Source organism: Pseudomonas sp. NPDC087598 (genome assembly GCF_044743525.1).
Taxonomy (GTDB): Bacteria; Pseudomonadota; Gammaproteobacteria; order Pseudomonadales; family Pseudomonadaceae; genus Aquipseudomonas.
In genome coordinates this window covers 15,347-31,925 of sequence record NZ_JBIUWQ010000019.1, presented here as the reverse complement: position 1 = coordinate 31,925, position 16,579 = coordinate 15,347, and the positions used below count along the sequence as shown (strand labels likewise).

Sequence of the window (16,579 nt, the reverse complement as noted above, 5' to 3'; positions counted from 1 at the left end):
CATCGCGGTTTTTATCGGGGGTTCTGATGGCCAAGGCCAAGCGCATGTACGGCTGCACCGAGTGCGGCGCAACCTTTCCCAAGTGGGCCGGCCAGTGTGGCGAGTGCGGTGCCTGGAATACCCTGACTGAAACCATGATCGAGAGTGGCGGCGCCACGGCGCCCACTGGCCGCACCGGTTGGGCCGGGCAACAGGCGCAGATCAAGACCCTGGCCGAAGTCAGCATTGAAGAGATTCCACGGTTTTCCACAGCCTCCGGTGAACTGGATCGCGTGCTCGGCGGTGGGCTGGTGGATGGTTCGGTGGTGCTGATCGGCGGTGATCCGGGGATCGGCAAGTCGACAATTCTGTTGCAGACCCTGTGCAATCTCGCCAAAAGCATGCCGGCGCTGTACGTCACCGGCGAAGAATCCCAACAGCAGGTGGCCATGCGCGCCCGACGCTTGGGCTTGCCGCAGGACCAACTGCGAGTGATGACCGAAACCTGCATCGAAACCATCATCGCCACCGCCCGTCAGGAAAAGCCCAAGGTGATGGTGATCGACTCGATCCAGACAATCTTCACCGAGCAACTGCAATCGGCGCCCGGCGGCGTTTCCCAAGTGCGCGAAAGTGCTGCGTTGCTGGTGCGCTATGCCAAACAGAGCGGTACAGCGATTTTCCTTGTCGGTCACGTCACCAAAGAGGGCGCGCTGGCAGGTCCGCGCGTGCTGGAACACATGGTCGATACCGTGCTGTATTTCGAAGGTGAATCCGACGGGCGTTTGCGTTTGTTGCGAGCGGTGAAAAACCGTTTCGGTGCGGTCAACGAGCTGGGTGTGTTTGGCATGACGGACAAAGGCCTGAAGGAAGTCTCCAACCCTTCGGCGATTTTCCTCACCCGTGCCCAGGAAGAAGTCCCGGGCAGCGTAGTGATGGCAACGTGGGAGGGCACGCGACCGATGCTGGTGGAAGTGCAGGCACTGGTCGATGACAGCCACTTGGCCAACCCGCGACGGGTGACGCTGGGGCTGGATCAGAATCGCCTGGCGATGTTGCTCGCGGTTTTACACCGCCATGGTGGCATTCCGACCCACGATCAGGACGTGTTCCTCAATGTGGTCGGCGGGGTAAAAGTGCTGGAGACCGCATCCGACCTGGCGTTGATGGCGGCCGTGATGTCGAGCCTGCGCAATCGGCCATTGCCGCATGATCTGCTGGTGTTTGGTGAAGTCGGCCTGTCCGGCGAGGTGCGCCCGGTGCCGAGCGGTCAGGAACGCTTGAAAGAAGCGGCCAAGCATGGCTTCAAACGGGCGATCGTGCCCAAGGGCAATGCGCCGAAAGAAGCGCCTCCGGGCTTGCAGATCATCGCCGTCACTCGCCTCGAACAGGCCCTCGACGCACTCTTCGAATAAAAAACTACCTTCTGGTGAATTCTGTGGCGAGAGGATTTATCCCCGATGGCTGCGCAGCAGCCCCTTTTTTTGGGGCCGCTACGCGACCCATCGGGGATAAATCCCCTCGCCACAGAGTCCGCCACAGGGCAGATTGATTTGTGTTGGCGCTAGATTTCGATCAGGGCGCCGAGTTCGCGCTCAAGCTCCGCTTCGTCGGCCAGGTTGAGCTCAATCAGCCGCCGCAGACGCTGGATCGACTCAAGACTGATGTGTTGGCAGACGAACCCCAGCTGTCCGTGATCATCGTGTTTGAGCAGCACATCCATATCGATGTGGACGTCAGCACTCAGATGAATGTCGACATAAAAAGTCTTCTCGGCAATGCCCAGCCAAGGCTCTGGCTTCTCGATCAACAGCCCCTTGAGTGACAGGTCGATCAGCTTCACCGGCCAAATATATTCACCTTGGCGCAATTCTGTTCTGGCATCGAACGCAATTCGTTTAAAACGGCGACGATTGGCAGGGTGCTCGCTCATGGCGCAATCCTCTGGATGTTCGCTGACTATAGACCCGCATTCTTCAACCGTGCCAGTGCAGACAGGCGTCTAGACCAATGTCGGGGTATGGTCTTTGGCGCCAGTAGCGCTAAACTCGGGGTGGCTGTCTTTCTTGTCCACCCTGGCTGGAATAATAAAATGAAAAATAATAATAGCCTGCTACGCCACTTACCCTGGCTAGTGCTGGCAATCGTAGGAGCGTGCGCCCTGGGCGTAGTGGCATTGCGCCGAGGCGAGGCGATTAACGCCTTGTGGATTGTGGTCGCTGCCGTGGCCATTTATCTGGTTGCGTACCGTTACTACAGCCTGTTCATCGCAAACAATGTGATGCAACTCGATCCGCGTCGGGCCACCCCCGCCGTAATCAACAACGACGGTCTGGATTACGTTCCGACCAACAAACACATTCTCTTCGGTCACCACTTTGCAGCGATTGCTGGCGCAGGCCCTCTGGTCGGCCCGGTACTGGCGGCGCAGATGGGTTACTTGCCCGGCACGCTATGGCTGATTGCCGGGGTGGTGCTGGCGGGCGCGGTGCAGGACTTCATGGTGCTGTTCATGTCGACCCGTCGCAACGGCCGTTCCCTGGGCGACATGGTGCGTGAAGAAATGGGCCGGATCCCCGGCACCATTGCCCTGTTTGGCTGCTTCCTGATCATGATCATCATCCTTGCGGTGCTGGCGCTGATCGTGGTCAAGGCACTGGCCGAGAGCCCGTGGGGCATCTTCACCGTGATGGCAACCATCCCGATCGCGATGTTCATGGGCATTTACATGCGCTACATCCGCCCGGGCCGCATTGGCGAAATCTCCGTGGTCGGCGTGTTGCTGCTGCTCGGTTCGATCTGGCTGGGTGGGCAGATTGCTGCTGATCCGGTGTGGGCCAAGGCCTTCACGTTTACCGGTGTGCAGATTACCTGGATGCTGGTCGGTTACGGTTTCGTGGCGGCATCGCTGCCGGTCTGGCTGATTCTGGCGCCGCGTGACTACCTCTCCACCTTCCTCAAGATCGGCACCATCATCGCTCTGGCAATCGGCATTCTGGTGACCATGCCCGAGCTGAAAATGCCCGCGCTGACCCAGTTCGTCGACGGCACCGGCCCGGTGTGGAAGGGTGGTCTGTTCCCGTTCCTGTTCATCACCATTGCCTGCGGTGCGGTTTCCGGTTTCCACGCACTGATTTCTTCAGGCACCACGCCGAAGCTGCTGGATAACGAAACCAACGCCCGTTACATCGGTTACGGCGGCATGCTGATGGAGTCGTTTGTCGCCATCATGGCCATGGTTGCCGCTTCGGTAATCGAGCCTGGCGTGTACTTCGCCATGAACAGCCCGGCCGCCGTGGTTGGCAGTGATGTCGCCTCGGTTGCACAAGTGGTCTCCAGCTGGGGCTTCGCGATCACGCCGGAAGCGTTGCAAGCGGTCGCACACGACATCGGCGAAACCACCATCCTGGCCCGTGCCGGTGGTGCGCCGACCCTGGCAGTCGGTATCGCGCAGATCCTGCACAGTGTCCTGCCGGGTGAAAACACCATGGCGTTCTGGTACCACTTCGCGATTCTGTTCGAAGCGCTGTTCATCCTCACAGCGGTAGACGCCGGTACCCGTGCCGGACGTTTCATGCTGCAGGACTTGCTCGGCTCTTTCGTTCCGGCACTGAGACGTACCGAATCGTGGACTGCCAACCTGATCGCCACCGCCGGTTGCGTAGCGATGTGGGGCTGGTTGCTGTATCAGGGCGTGATCGACCCACTGGGCGGCATCAACACCTTGTGGCCTCTATTCGGTATCTCCAACCAGATGCTCGCCGGTATTGCGCTGATGCTCGGCACCGTTGTGCTGATCAAGATGAAGCGTCAACGCTACATCTGGGTGACCTTGCTGCCAGCCGCCTGGCTGCTGATCTGCACCACGACCGCAGGCTTCATCAAGCTGTTCGACGCCAACCCGGCGATCGGCTTCCTGTCGCTGGCCAAGAAGTACAGTGATGCACTGGCCGCCGGTCAAGTGATCGCTCCGGCCAAAAGCATCGATCAGATGCAGCACGTGATCTTCAACGCTTACACCAACGCAACGCTGACGGCGCTGTTCCTGTTCGTGGTCTTCAGCATCCTGTTCTATGCGCTCAAGGTCGGCATTGCCGCCTGGGGCAAAAAAGAGCGTACGGATAAAGAATCGCCATTCCAGGCTCTGCCGGATGCGTAACCAGAGGATTGCACCATGTTCAATGACCTGAGTCGCCTCGGTAAATACCTCGGTCAGGCCGCGCGCCTGATGGTCGGCATGCCCGACTACGACACCTACGTCGAGCATATGCAAACCAAGCACCCGGACAAACCGGTGATGAGCTACGAGATGTTCTTCCGTGAACGTCAGGAAGCCCGTTACGGTGGCAAGGGTGGGCCGAAGTGCTGTTGAGCTGACAGCCAGAGGCCAGTGCTGACCCTGTGGGAGCGAGCCTGCTCGCGATGAGGGCGTGTCAGTCGACAGCAATGTTGACTGGCACACCGCTTTCGCGAGCAGGCTCGCTCCCACATTTGTTTTGTGTTGTTCATTCATTTTGTGAAGGGGATCTGTTTTGTCTTCTCCGATACCTGTAACGGTACTCAGCGGTTTCCTCGGTGCCGGCAAGACCACCTTGCTGCGTCACCTGTTGAAAGCCGAGCACGGCCTGAAAATCGCCGTGATCGAAAACGAATTCAGCGACGCCGGTATCGACACCCAGTTGTTGGGCGACGAGCCGGTGCAAGTCATGACGTTGGCCAACGGCTGCGTCTGCTGCACCATTCACACCGACCTGACCAAAGCGCTTTACCTGCTGCTCGAACGGCTGGACAGCGGCGAAATTGCCTTTGATCGTCTGGTGATCGAATGCACCGGGCTGGCCGATCCGGCGCCAGTGGCGCAGACCTTCTTCATCGACGAAGAACTGCGCGAGCGTTATCTGCTCGACGGCATCATCACCCTGGTCGATGCTGCGCATGCGGAGCATCATCTGACCCAGACCATTGCCCAGGCGCAGATCGGTTTCGCCGACCGCTTGCTGGTGAGCAAAACCGATCTGGTCGACGCAGCGGCGTTCACTGCGTTGAGCGAGCGTCTGACCCGGATCAATCGTCGTGCACCGATCCGCGTGGTCGAGCACGGCAACATCGATCTGGCCGAACTGCTCGACGTTCGTGGCTTCAACCTCAATGCCGATCTCGGTGGAGGGTTGAGCCTGCGGCCGGTGAACAAAGCGCCGTCCATCGATCGCATCTCCAGCCTGGTGCTGCGTACCGACCAGCCGCTGGATATCGATCAGCTCAGCGAGTTCATGAATGAACTGCTGGAAGAGCACGGCAAGCAATTGCTGCGTTACAAAGGCGTGCTGAATATTGCCGGGGAAGATCGCCGGTTGGTGTTTCAGGGCGTTCTGAAGTTGTACGGTTTCGACTGGGACACCGAATGGACCGAGGGTGAGGCGCGGGAAAGCGTGATTGTGTTTATTGCCGATGATCTGCCGGAAGAGAAAATTCGCGCGGGGTTTGCGCGGGTGGCGGCAGGCTGATGGGTTTGTATAGCCAATGATGACGCCATCGCGAGCAGGCTCACTCCTACAGGGGGACGCATTTCAACTGTAGGAGCGAGCCTGCTCGCGATGGCCATCTAACCGGCAACCCAACCTTCATTGGCTGAATCCAGCAATGTCTGCTCCAGATGAGACAGGTGTTGATTCATCAGCATGCTGGCTCTGCACACATCCCCACACTCTACCGCCTCGACAATCGCCAAATGCTCCTGCCAGGCACAACAACTGTGCGTTTTGCGCGAGCTTCGCGCAATCGCCAGCGACGTCAGCGGCACCAGACTGCCAAGAAAATGCGCCAACGGTGCATTCCCCGCCATCTGCGCCAATTGCAGATGAAATTCCCCCGACAAGCGAATCGCCGCGCCACGCCGATCCTGCTCCACGGCCTGACGCTCACGTTCGATCAAGGCTCGCAGACGCTTCAGCCCTTCAACCGAAGGCCGCTGACAGGCCAGCCGCACCAGTGTGTTTTCGGCTAGTCGCCGGGCGTGCAACGTCTGCCGGGTGTGCTCGGCATCCAGTTCGGCAACGCGTGGCCGATGATTGGCGCGCAGCACGATGATGTGCTCATGCGCCAGTTGCGTCAGCGCCCGCCGCACATCCGCGCGGCTGACACCGAACATCTGCTTGAGACTCTCTTCGGTGAAGCGGCTGGCCGGTGCGATGCGCTGTTCCAGAATTGCATCGAACAGCCGTGGATACAGGTCCTCCACCGGTGCCCGCAGGCGGGAGAAGGGCAGGGCAGCCGACATCTGGCGGTTGTGCGACGGCGTGGCAAGGCTGTTCATGGCCGGTCTCCAGTGTGAAGGGGTTCAGTTGCTCAAGTTGTCTTCCGGAATGTTCAGCTCGATGCCCATCCGCTGACCTTCACGCAGAATGTGCCGGCGCATTTCGGCGCTGGCCTGCGCGCTGTTCTTGCTGCGGATCGCGCGGACCACGGCTTCGTTTTCCTCCAGCCGTTCGGCCAGATGCTCCGGGGAGTTGCGTAGCACTTCGGCGCTTTGCTTGAGGGCGTTGCTGGTTTGTTGCACCACGCTCTGGAAAATCGGGTTCGAGGTCAGGGTGAACAACTCCTCATGGAACGCGATGTAGGCGCTGACTCCGGCTTCGCTGTCGCCCGCGTCAAGGGCTTCGCGCATGTCCATCAGGGTCAGGCGCAACTGGCCGACTTCCTTGCTGCTGATCGACTGTGCAACCAGCCCGACGATGAACGGTTCAAGGGTGTAACGCAGTTGCAGCACGTCTTCGAGGCTGGCGCCGGCGACAGCGCTGTCGTGGTTTTGGCTGTCGCTCAGTTGCGCCTCAAGCACGACTACGCCTTTGCCCGGCATCGAACGGACGAGGCCGAGGGTTTCCAGGACGATCACCGCTTCGCGCAGGCTCGGGCGGCTGATGCCCAGTTGTTCGGCCAGTTCGCGCTGACCCGGCAGCATGTCGCCGGAGCGCCACTGACCACGGGCCAATGCTGCGCGGAGTTTCTCTACCACTGAGTTGACGACGGTTGATGTGGTTATCACTTGTCTAGCTCCATGTGCCTGCATGAGATGCCGCAGGCCAGATCAAAAGATCGCAGCCAGCGGTCATCCCGGCAGGGTTGAAAATCAGAACTCTTGCTGGTGCGCCGGAGTTGCTGTTTTACGCGGCTGAAAGGTGTAGCCCTGCTGGCCGCTCAATACTTTGTTGGCTCTTTGTACGTCGATGTCTTTTTCCCAGCGGGCGATGGCCACGGTGGCAACGCAGTTGCCGATCAGGTTAGTCAGTGCCCGACCGATGCCCATGAACCAGTCCACCGCCAGCACCAGCACCAGGCCGACCACCGGAATTGCCGGGATCGCTGTCAGCGTCGCCGCGAGAATCACCAGCGCCGAACCGGGAATCCCATGGGCGCCTTTGGAGGTGATCAGCGACACCAGCAGGATCGTCAGCAAATCGGTCATGGCCAGCGGCGTGCCGGTGGCGTTGGCGATGAACACGATGGCCAGGGTCAGGTAGATCGAGAAACCGTCGAGGTTGAATGAGTAGCCGGTGGGAATCACCAGGCCGACCGTCGAGCTGCCGATGCCCAGGTGTTCCAGTTTGCGCATGATCTGCGGTAGCACGGCGTCGGACGATGCGGTGCCCATGACGATCAGCAATTCTTCGCGCAGGTATTTCAGCAGCGGCCACATGCGCAGGCCGGAGGCACGCATCACCAGACCGAGAATCACGCTGACGAACGCGATGCAGGTCAGATAAAACAGGCCGACCAGACTGCCCAGATGTTGCAGCGAATCGAGGCCATATTTGCTGGTGGTGAAGGCGATGGCACCGAACACACCGATCGGTGCCAGGCGCACGATCATGCCCATGATCCGGAAGATCACATGGCTCAGTTCGTTGATCAGCCGCGAGATGCCCGAGGCCGCTTCGCCGACCAGATTCAACGCACTGCCGAACAGCACCGAGAACAGCAGCACTTGCAGGATGTTGTTGTCGGCAAACGCGCCGATCACCGAGGTCGGGATCAGGTCCATCAGGAACTGCGTGGTGGTGTGCATGTGCTGGCCGCGTTCGGCGATGTCGCCCATGTCCGCAGCGGACAGCTGCTCCAGATGGATATTCGCGCCGCTGCCGATACCGGTGCTGAAGGCGAATACCAGGCCGATCACCAACGCGATGGTGGTCAACACTTCGAAGTAGATAACCGATTTGAGGCCGATGCGGCCGACCTTCTTCAGGTCGCCGGCGCCGCTGATGCCGCTGACCACCACGCAGAACACGATCAGACCGATGAGCATCTTGATCAGTTTGATGAAGCCGTCGCCGAGCGGTTTGAGCTGGGCCGAGTATTCAGGAAGGGTCAGCCCGCAGACGATGCCGAGCATCAGTCCGAGAACCACTTGGAGGAAGATTGAACGCGAGCACCATCTGAGCATGGGAGGAATCCTGGTCGGTGTCCTGGCTGCCGTGTGCGGAGCACATCAGATTCAGAACTTAATTATTGTGGTCTTACCGGTATGTCCAGTGCGGGTGCAGTGTAGGCGTGGTTTTTTGATGATCGCAAGTGAAAAATGACAAATTGGTTTGACCGGTCTGACCAGATGGTCTGTGAGACCCATTCCTGGGCGGACAGGGCGTGAAGACAATTTTTGTTGGCGATCGGCAGTTCCGGAATGTGTATGCCGCTCCGTTGACAGGATGAAGTCGCGAAAATGCTTGTCGAGGGTTGTTGTCGAAGTCCTCACCGCGGACTTTAAAGCGCAGTGGCGGTGAGTACTTCTTCCGATTTTATTGAAATTGTATGCGGTCGTTATTTAGCGCCGCGCTTGATGATGTCGAGTTTAAAATCAAGTACCTGCCCGCCTTCTTTGCCAGTGCACACCAGTCCACCCACTTTTGAGTTTTCACGAACACTGAGTTTACGGCCGCCGCGGGTTTGAATTTTCAGGTTGTGTGTGTCCCCATTGAGTTGGTCGAGGGTGACAATCCGGTTGTTGGCATCCAGCAAGTTGTATGAGGTTTGATCGGCATTGTCGGTAAAGGCACTGATCAGGTCACGGTGCTCGTTACTTATGGCGTAATTGTGATAGTGACTGGCCGTCAGCAAATAAATGAAGTAGTAGTCTTCAATACAGCGGAAGTGGAATCGGAGCTGGTCTGCCGGCGCTTCCGGATGCACGCACAGTGTGTTGGATACATCGACGTGGGCGTCGAAGGTGAAGGCTTCGTAGTACCAGCGTTTTATGAAGGTCTTTTGTCCATAGGAAATGCGCGGCACGTGCAAGTTGCCATACTGGGTCTGCAGACGTGCAGTGAAAGACTTTTCTATATTCGTGCTCATGGGTATCTCCATCCATAGATGATAGGTAAAAGGCATTTTTTAAGTGCGGTTTGTGCTGAAGGAAACTTACCAGCGTTCGTGCTGGTTGTTTTTTTTATGCTGTTTCCGTGTTTTACAACAGTCGGCAAGTTGCCGTTGATGTGTTCAATTGTTTTTCTTGTGTGGTTTATTTAGGGCAAAAAAAAGCCCGGCCAATTGGCCGGGCTTTGTGGTTCAGTTGCTAACTATCAAGCGCCGTATACCGGCAGTTTCTTGCAGATGGCTTTGACTTTCTCACGAACGGCGTCGATCACCGCTTCGTTGTTCAGGTCAGCCAGGATGTCGCAGATCCAGCCGGCCAGCTCTTTGCACTCGGCTTGCTTGAAGCCGCGAGTGGTTACAGCCGGAGTACCGAAGCGCAGGCCGGAAGTGACGAACGGCGAGCGTGGATCGTTAGGTACGGAGTTCTTGTTCACGGTGATGAACGCTTTGCCCAGAGCGGCGTCGGCGTCTTTACCGGAGATGTCCTGCTTGATCAGCGACAGCAGGAACAGGTGGTTCTTGGTACCGCCGGACACTACGTCGAAACCGCGCTCGATGAACACTTCGGCCATGGCCTGGGCGTTCAGCACCACTTGTTCCTGGTACGCCTTGAACTCAGGCTGCAGTGCTTCCTTGAAGCAGATCGCCTTGGCGGCGATTACGTGCTCCAGCGGGCCACCCTGGGCGCCCGGGAATACTGCGGAGTTGAGCTTCTTCTCGATGTCGGCGTTGGCGCGAGCCAGGATCAGGCCGCCACGTGGACCGCGCAGGGTCTTGTGCGTGGTGGTGGTCACGACGTCAGCGAATGGCACCGGGTTCGGGTAGACGCCAGCGGCGACCAGACCGGCCACGTGAGCCATGTCGACGAACAGGTAAGCGCCAACCTTGTCAGCGATTTCGCGGAAACGCGGGAAGTCGAGGATCTGCGAGTAGGCAGAGAAACCGGCAACGATCATTTTTGGCTTGTGTTCAACAGCCAGACGCTCGACTTCGTCGTAGTCGATCAGGCCGTTGGCGTCGATGCCGTACTGGATAGCGTTGTACAGCTTGCCGGAGGAGGAAACGCTGGCGCCGTGGGTCAGGTGACCGCCGTGAGCCAGGCTCATGCCCAGAATGGTGTCGCCACCTTGCAGCAGTGCCAGATAGACCGCAGCGTTGGCTTGCGAACCGGCGTGTGGCTGAACGTTGGCGTAATCGGCACCGAACAGCTCTTTGGCGCGGTCGATGGCCAGTTGCTCAACGATGTCGACGTACTCGCAACCACCGTAGTAGCGCTTGCCCGGATAACCTTCGGCGTACTTGTTGGTCAGAACCGAGCCTTGAGCTTCCATCACCGCTGGGCTGGTGTAGTTTTCCGAAGCGATCAGCTCGATGTGTTCTTCCTGGCGCTGAGCTTCTTGCTCCATGGCGGCAAAAAGATCGGCGTCGTACTTGGCAATAGTCAAATCACGGCTGAACATGGCGGTCCTCAAGGATCGGGGGCAGAAAAGGGGGGCATTCTAACCCAATGGGTTTTGGATGGCATATGAAACGACATCATGTCGCAGACAAGTGGCGTTCATGACAGATGTGCGGTGCTTTTGAAGGCCTCTTCGCGAGCAGGCTCGCTCCCACAGTAACCGAGGCAGGCCTGCGATTTTGTGATCGACATCAATTCCTGTGGGAGCGAGCCTGCTCGCGAAAAGCCGCGCCACAGATTTTCAGTCAAACATGAAGAGCGCATCATTGCTGAACTGCGCCTCAAACCGGCTCGCGGGCATCGGCCGTCCGAACAGATACCCCTGAACCTCATCGCAACCATGCTCGCGCAGGAAGTCCAGTTGCTCATGGGTTTCCACACCTTCGGCGATGACCGCCAGATTGAGGCTGTGCGCCATGGCGATGATCGCGCGGGCGATCTGCGCGTCCTGCTCACCCGACGGCAAGCCATCGACGAAGGTGCGGTCGATCTTCAGCACGTCGATCGGGAATTGCTTGAGGTAGTTCAGCGATGAGTAACCGGTGCCGAAGTCGTCGACCGCAATGCTCAGGCCAAGGTTTTTCAGACCGGCGAGAATCTGCATCGCCTCGCTGACTTCACGCATCAGAATACTTTCGGTCAGCTCCAGCTCCAGACACGCCGGCGGCAGACCGGTTTCGCGCAGGATCGTGGCGATCCGCGTGCCGAGCTGGCCGTCGGAGAATTGCCGCGCCGAAATGTTTACCGACACCTTCGGTACACGCACGCGGTTCTGGTGCCAGGTCTTGAGTTGACGACAAGCCTCGCTGATCACCCAGTCGCCGACGTCCACCACCAGCCCGAGCTCCTCCAGCACCGGAATGAAATCCCCCGGCGGCACCAGCCCGCGACGCGGATGGCGCCAGCGCAGCAGGGCTTCGGCACCGGTCAGGCGTTTGCCGTCGCCGCTGAACTGCGGTTGGTAATACAGCACGAATTCGTTTTGCTCCAGGGCGTGACGCAGATCGCTTTCCAGCTCCAGACGTTCGAGCGCACTGGCGTTCATGTCGGCCTGATAGAACTGGAAGTTGTTCTTGCCGCGCTCCTTGGCGTGGTACATCGCGGTGTCGGCGTTCTTCATCAGTTGGCTGAGTTCATTGCCATCCTGCGGGCTCAGCGCGATGCCGATGCTCGCGGTGACGAAGAACTCACGCCCTTCGAGCACGAACGGCCGCACCAGGCTGGCCAGAATCTGCTCGGCGACATGAATTGCCCGATTCAGCGCCAGTTCGCGGCTGGAACGGTGTTGCAGGAGCAAGGTGAACTCGTCGCCGCCCATCCGCGCCACGGTGTCGTCATCGTCGACGCAGGCCAGCAAGCGCGTGGCCATGTCTTTCAACATGCGGTCGCCGGCGGCATGGCCGAGGGAGTCGTTGATCGGTTTGAAGCGGTCGAGGTCGAGGAACATCAGCACCACCCACGACTTCTGCCGCTCGGCCGATTGCAGCGCGGTGTGCAGGCGATCCTGGAACAGTGTGCGGTTGGGCAGATGGGTCAGGGCGTCGTAGTAGGCGAGGCGGTGGATGCGCTGCTCGCTGGCCTTGCGCTCGCTGATGTCACTGAAGAAACACACGTAACTGGCCAGGTCGCCCTCGTCGTCGAGCACGGCGGTGATGCCGACCCACGCCGGGTAATGCTCGCCATTACGGCGCTTGAGCCAGACTTCGCCTTCCCAGGTGTTGTGCTGGTGCAATTGCTTGAGCACGTAGCGCAAGTGCGCGTCCTGCTGTTCGTCGACGGTGAGCATGTTCGGCAACTGGTCGAGCACTTCAGTGACCGCGTAACCGCTGACGCGACTGAACGCCTCGTTGGCCTGAACGATGTAACCGGCCGGGTCGGTGATCAGGATCGCCGAGGTCGAATGTTCGAAAACCGTGGCGGCCATGCGCAGGTCTTTCTCGGCGCGGCGCTGCTGGCTGATGTCGCGGCCGACGCCGAGCACGCCTTCGAATGCATTGTGTTCGTCCCAGACCAACACCAGACGCAGTTCGATCGGGATCTTGCGACCGTCGGCGCGCAGGCAGTCGAACAGGAACATCTGCGTCTGCACCTGGCTGCGCAACAGCGCCAGTTGCTCAGGCTTGTCCAGCGCTTTGCTGACCCGATCCATGAGCTGATAAATACCGCTCAGTTGCTGCGGGTTGGCAATGGTCGATTGCCAGCCGTTCTGGAAAATCCATTCAGCGTCGTAGCCCAATACCGCCTGCACCGACGGGCTGACGTAGTTCAGCGAGAGTTTGCTATCGGTGGAGAAGATCACGTCGCTGATGCTTTCGGCGAGCATGCGATAGCGCTGCTCGCTGTCACGCAGCGATTCGCTGGCCTCGATCTGTTCGGTGATGTCCTTGGCCACGCCGATGATCCGCGTCACCTGATCGTGCTTGTCGCGAGCCAGTGCCTGTTCGCGAATATCGAAACGCCGCCATTTGCCGTCGCGATGACGGAAGCGCAACTGGCATTGCAACAACTGGCTGTAACCGGCGTGGCGCTGCATCTGGCGCGAGCGGTGGTAGTAATCGGCGTCTTCCGGGTGCAGGAGGATTTCCCAGAAGTACTCGCCCATCTGATGCAGCTCGGAGCGGTTGTAACCGAGGGTCTGGCCGAGGTGATGGTTGCTGAAAATCATCCGCTGGCTGATCACGTCCTGCACGTACAGGTGATCCGGCACCGTGCGCACCACGTCCGACCAGAAACCTTCGCGCTCCAGCAGCGACAACTCGATCAGCTTGCGGCTGGTGATGTCGTTGATGCTGAGGATCACCGCTTTGTAATCGTGCTGCTCAGTCGGCAGGCGCAGAACCATCCACAGGTGCTGGTCGCGACCGTTGATGTCCGGCAGTTTGATTTCCAGTTCCAGCTGTTTTTGCTGCTGGAGCACGGCGTCGAGCACCTGATTGCCGATCGCGCAGTGACGATGCGGATGGCCGTCGATCAGCAACTGCCAGGCGTGATCGCAGGAATTGACGTTGAGCAGTTGCAGCGCCACCTGATTGACCTCGGTGATGCGCAGCTCCTGCAACAGCTGCTGGCGCTGCTGCGGTTGGTCGAGCCAGGCCTTGAGTTGATCGCTGGTCTGGATCTGTGCCTTTTCGAATACCTGTTTCAGTCCGGACAGGTCGAGCACGCACAGGGCGACGCCGGTGCCTTCGAAGATGTCCTGATAACGTCGACGCCCTTCATGCAACTGGCGCTGCCGGCGGCGCATGTTCAGCAAGGCGATCACGGGCAGCATCGAGAAGGCCAGGCCCAGCAGGCATTTACCAATGAACGCCGGCAGCAGTTCTTCGAGCACGCGCTGGCGGTCGAACAGCCCGCGCAATTGCCAATCACTGCTGCTCAGCGGCACGGTGAGTACAGTGTTGGCCAGATCGTCGGGACTGAGGACGCCGGGCTTGGCCGAAGGCAGGGCTTCGTCGCGGCTGATGATCTGGTGGTTGATGCGGTTTTCCACCAGCCACAGCGGGCGCAGTCCGGTTTCACTCTGTTTGGTCAGTGAGTCGAAGAACGTCGGTGTCAGGCGCAAGGCCCAATAACCTCGGGTGCTGCCGCTGGCCTGATGGAGTAACAGATGCACCGTCGAACCGTCGTCGGCATTGCTGAAGTAATGCGCCTGGGCGTGGCTGCGCCGCACCAGTTCGGTGAGGTACTCGGCGTCGGAGCTGTCGGCAGCGCTGTCGCTGATGATTCTGCCGGAAGGGCTGAGCAACGCCAGGCTGCGCAGGTCCGGTAGCGATTGCTGGAGCTTGCGCAGCAATTGCTGCTGTTCGTCGGCCGATTGCGGTTGCTCGACGATCGGTAGCAGGTTGAGGGCGATTTGCGCGTTCAGCGCCATGTTCAGGCTGACCTGCGAGGCGAGGTCGGCGGTGTAATCGATGGTGTACTGGCGCTGGTTTTTCTGGGTTTCGCGCAGTTGGTCAAGCAGTTGCCAGAACAGCAAGGCCAGCAACAAAAGCACGAGCGTCGCCAGCGCACCCTTTAATGTTCCGCGCAGGGGCGAGCCGGGCGCCGGTTGGGTGCTGCTCACAGAGGCTGGCGGAGTGACGTTGGACAAGCTGTAATCCTGCGGTTTGGCTGGACTGGCGCGACGTGCACTATAAGCCGGACGCCCGAAGGGCGGCTAGCATGCCTTGAGTTGTGGCGAAGTGCCAGCCCCTCGCGGCTGGACTGCCTTCCGTCATTCAGGTAGCTTTGCCGGTTACGCGGGAGCGTTCCAGCTCCTAGACTCAGACTTTTTCAGCGCGCACGCATTGATAACCATCAAGTGAACGACGCGCATGGTCTGGCCGGGCATCGCCTGCGCTGCAATCATTCATCTGTCACTGACCCAAGGTTCTCCATGGCTCAATACGTCTTCACCATGCATCGGCTGGGCAAAGTTGTTCCGCCGAAGCGGGAAATCCTCAAAAACATTTCGCTGTCCTTCTTCCCCGGCGCCAAGATCGGCGTACTCGGCCTCAACGGTTCGGGTAAATCCACGCTGCTGAAAATCATGGCCGGCGTCGATACCGAGTTCGAGGGCGAAGCCCGTCCGATGCCGGACCTGAACATCGGTTATCTGCCGCAAGAGCCACAACTTGATCCGACCAAGACCGTACGTGAAGTGGTCGAGGAAGCGGTCAGCGTGATCAAGGATGCGCAAGCGCGTCTGGACGAGGTTTACGCCGCGTACGCCGACCCGGATGCCGACTTCGACAAGCTGGCCGCCGAGCAGGCCAAACTCGAAGCGATCTTGCAGGCCAGTGATGGTCACAACCTCGAGCGCCAACTGGAAGTCGCCGCCGATGCGCTGCGTCTGCCGGCATGGGACGCCAAGGTCGAGCACCTGTCCGGTGGTGAAAAACGTCGTGTGGCCCTGTGCCGTCTGCTGCTGTCCGCCCCGGACATGCTGCTGCTCGACGAACCGACCAACCACTTGGATGCCGATTCCGTGGCGTGGCTGGAGCACTTCCTGCACGACTTCCCGGGTACCGTGGTAGCGATCACGCACGACCGTTACTTCCTCGACAACGTCGCCGGCTGGATTCTCGAACTCGACCGCGGCGCGGGCATTCCTTACGAGGGCAACTACTCGGGTTGGCTCGAAGCCAAGTCCGATCGTCTGGCGGCCGAATCCAAACAGCAGTCGGCTCACGAAAAAGCCATGAAAGAAGAACTGGAGTGGGTGCGCAAAGGCGCCAAGGCCCGCCAGTCGAAATCCAAGGCTCGTCTGCAACGCTTCGAAGAAATGCAATCGCAGGAATTCCAGAAGCGTTCGGAAACCAACGAGATCTACAGTCCGGCCGGTCCTCGCCTGGGCGACAAGGTCATCGAATTCAAGAACGTCACCAAGGGCTACGGCGATCGCGTACTGATCGACAACCTGTCGTTCTCGATGCCGAAAGGCGCCATCGTCGGCGTGATCGGCGGTAACGGTGCCGGTAAGTCGACGCTGTTCCGCATGCTGATGGGCAAGGAAACACCGGATTCGGGCAGTATCGAAGTCGGTGAAACCGTGCAACTGGCGTGCGTGGACCAGAGCCGCGATGACCTGGATGGCAGCAAGACTGTGTTCCAGCAGATTTCCGACGGTTCCGATCAGATCCGCATCGGCAACTACGAGATCCCGTCGCGTACCTACGTCGGTCGCTTCAACTTCAAGGGCGGCGATCAGCAGAAGTTCGTCATGGACCTGTCCGGTGGTGATCGATGTCGTCTGCACCTGGAGCTGACCTTGAATGAGGTTGGATACGTAATTCT

The 16,579-nt window shown here is 59.3% G+C and carries 12 protein-coding genes; 5 read left to right on the top strand and 7 right to left on the bottom strand.

The window, feature by feature from the left end; translation table 11 throughout:
• The first annotated feature begins 26 nt into the window (after positions 1-26).
• Positions 27-1,394 (top strand): DNA repair protein RadA, encoded by a 1,368-nt coding sequence (gene radA / locus ACIOWE_RS12895; protein ID WP_007963764.1) that lies wholly within the window; start codon positions 27-29, stop codon positions 1,392-1,394.
• Between the two features lie 149 nt (positions 1,395-1,543).
• Here the strand turns inward: radA and ACIOWE_RS12890 are convergent, their stop codons facing one another.
• The gene (locus ACIOWE_RS12890; RefSeq protein ID WP_401391704.1) at positions 1,544-1,912 is read right to left on the bottom strand and encodes a PilZ domain-containing protein; all 369 of its coding nucleotides are present in this window, start codon (positions 1,910-1,912) and stop codon (positions 1,544-1,546) included.
• Positions 1,913-2,071: 159 nt separating this feature from the next.
• Here ACIOWE_RS12890 and ACIOWE_RS12885 point away from each other — a divergent pair, with 159 nt between their 5' ends.
• From ACIOWE_RS12885 to yjiA, 3 genes are all read left to right on the top strand, one after another.
• Positions 2,072-4,138 carry a carbon starvation CstA family protein gene (locus ACIOWE_RS12885; protein WP_201236724.1) on the top strand — a complete coding sequence of 689 codons (2,067 nt, stop codon included), beginning with the start codon at positions 2,072-2,074 and terminating at the stop codon, positions 4,136-4,138.
• A gap of 15 nt (positions 4,139-4,153) precedes the next feature.
• Positions 4,154-4,351 carry a YbdD/YjiX family protein gene (locus tag ACIOWE_RS12880; protein WP_003228401.1) on the top strand — a complete coding sequence of 66 codons (198 nt, stop codon included), beginning with the start codon at positions 4,154-4,156 and terminating at the stop codon, positions 4,349-4,351.
• A 160-nt stretch (positions 4,352-4,511) separates the two neighbouring features.
• Entirely contained in the window at positions 4,512-5,483 is a 972-nt protein-coding gene (yjiA, locus tag ACIOWE_RS12875; RefSeq protein ID WP_401391700.1) for a GTPase, read from the top strand.
• Positions 5,484-5,581: 98 nt separating this feature from the next.
• On the opposite strand, the gene ACIOWE_RS12870 is transcribed toward yjiA, so the two are convergent.
• The 6 genes from ACIOWE_RS12870 to morA all read right to left on the bottom strand — a co-directional run bounded on the left by ACIOWE_RS12870 (position 5,582) and on the right by morA (position 14,894).
• Complete coding sequence (locus tag ACIOWE_RS12870; RefSeq protein WP_401391697.1) at positions 5,582-6,292, bottom strand: GntR family transcriptional regulator; 711 nt, start codon at positions 6,290-6,292, stop codon at positions 5,582-5,584.
• Between the two features lie 24 nt (positions 6,293-6,316).
• Positions 6,317-7,021, bottom strand: a complete 705-nt coding sequence (locus tag ACIOWE_RS12865) for a FadR/GntR family transcriptional regulator (protein WP_401391694.1) — start codon at positions 7,019-7,021, stop codon at positions 6,317-6,319.
• An 84-nt stretch (positions 7,022-7,105) separates the two neighbouring features.
• Entirely contained in the window at positions 7,106-8,419 is a 1,314-nt protein-coding gene (locus ACIOWE_RS12860) for a C4-dicarboxylate transporter DctA (RefSeq protein ID WP_103303615.1), read from the bottom strand.
• 374 nt (positions 8,420-8,793) lie between these two features.
• Positions 8,794-9,324, bottom strand: coding sequence for a hypothetical protein (locus ACIOWE_RS12855; protein WP_401391690.1), 531 nt, complete (start codon positions 9,322-9,324; stop codon positions 8,794-8,796).
• 227 nt (positions 9,325-9,551) lie between these two features.
• The gene (glyA, locus tag ACIOWE_RS12850; RefSeq protein WP_401391687.1) at positions 9,552-10,805 is read right to left on the bottom strand and encodes a serine hydroxymethyltransferase; all 1,254 of its coding nucleotides are present in this window, start codon (positions 10,803-10,805) and stop codon (positions 9,552-9,554) included.
• A gap of 240 nt (positions 10,806-11,045) precedes the next feature.
• Positions 11,046-14,894 carry a cyclic di-GMP receptor MorA gene (gene morA / locus ACIOWE_RS12845; RefSeq protein ID WP_401391684.1) on the bottom strand — a complete coding sequence of 1,283 codons (3,849 nt, stop codon included), beginning with the start codon at positions 14,892-14,894 and terminating at the stop codon, positions 11,046-11,048.
• Positions 14,895-15,179: 285 nt separating this feature from the next.
• Here morA and ettA point away from each other — a divergent pair.
• On the top strand, positions 15,180-16,579 hold a 1,400-nt coding region (ettA, locus tag ACIOWE_RS12840; RefSeq protein ID WP_401391681.1), incomplete at its 3' end, for an energy-dependent translational throttle protein EttA.

What these genes read in the sequence shown, in the direction of transcription:
- ACIOWE_RS12880 (WP_003228401.1), top strand. Translation starts at nt 4,154, where the DNA reads ATGTTCAATGACCTGAGTCGCCTCGGTAAATACCTCGGTCAGGCCGCG.
- ACIOWE_RS12860 (WP_103303615.1), bottom strand. Translation starts at nt 8,419, where the DNA reads ATGCTCAGATGGTGCTCGCGTTCAATCTTCCTCCAAGTGGTTCTCGGA.
- ACIOWE_RS12855 (WP_401391690.1), bottom strand. Translation starts at nt 9,324, where the DNA reads ATGAGCACGAATATAGAAAAGTCTTTCACTGCACGTCTGCAGACCCAG.
- glyA (WP_401391687.1), bottom strand. Translation starts at nt 10,805, where the DNA reads ATGTTCAGCCGTGATTTGACTATTGCCAAGTACGACGCCGATCTTTTT.
- ACIOWE_RS12885 (WP_201236724.1), top strand. Translation starts at nt 2,072, where the DNA reads ATGAAAAATAATAATAGCCTGCTACGCCACTTACCCTGGCTAGTGCTG.
- ACIOWE_RS12890 (WP_401391704.1), bottom strand. Translation starts at nt 1,912, where the DNA reads ATGAGCGAGCACCCTGCCAATCGTCGCCGTTTTAAACGAATTGCGTTC.
- radA (WP_007963764.1), top strand. Translation starts at nt 27, where the DNA reads ATGGCCAAGGCCAAGCGCATGTACGGCTGCACCGAGTGCGGCGCAACC.
- ACIOWE_RS12870 (WP_401391697.1), bottom strand. Translation starts at nt 6,292, where the DNA reads ATGAACAGCCTTGCCACGCCGTCGCACAACCGCCAGATGTCGGCTGCC.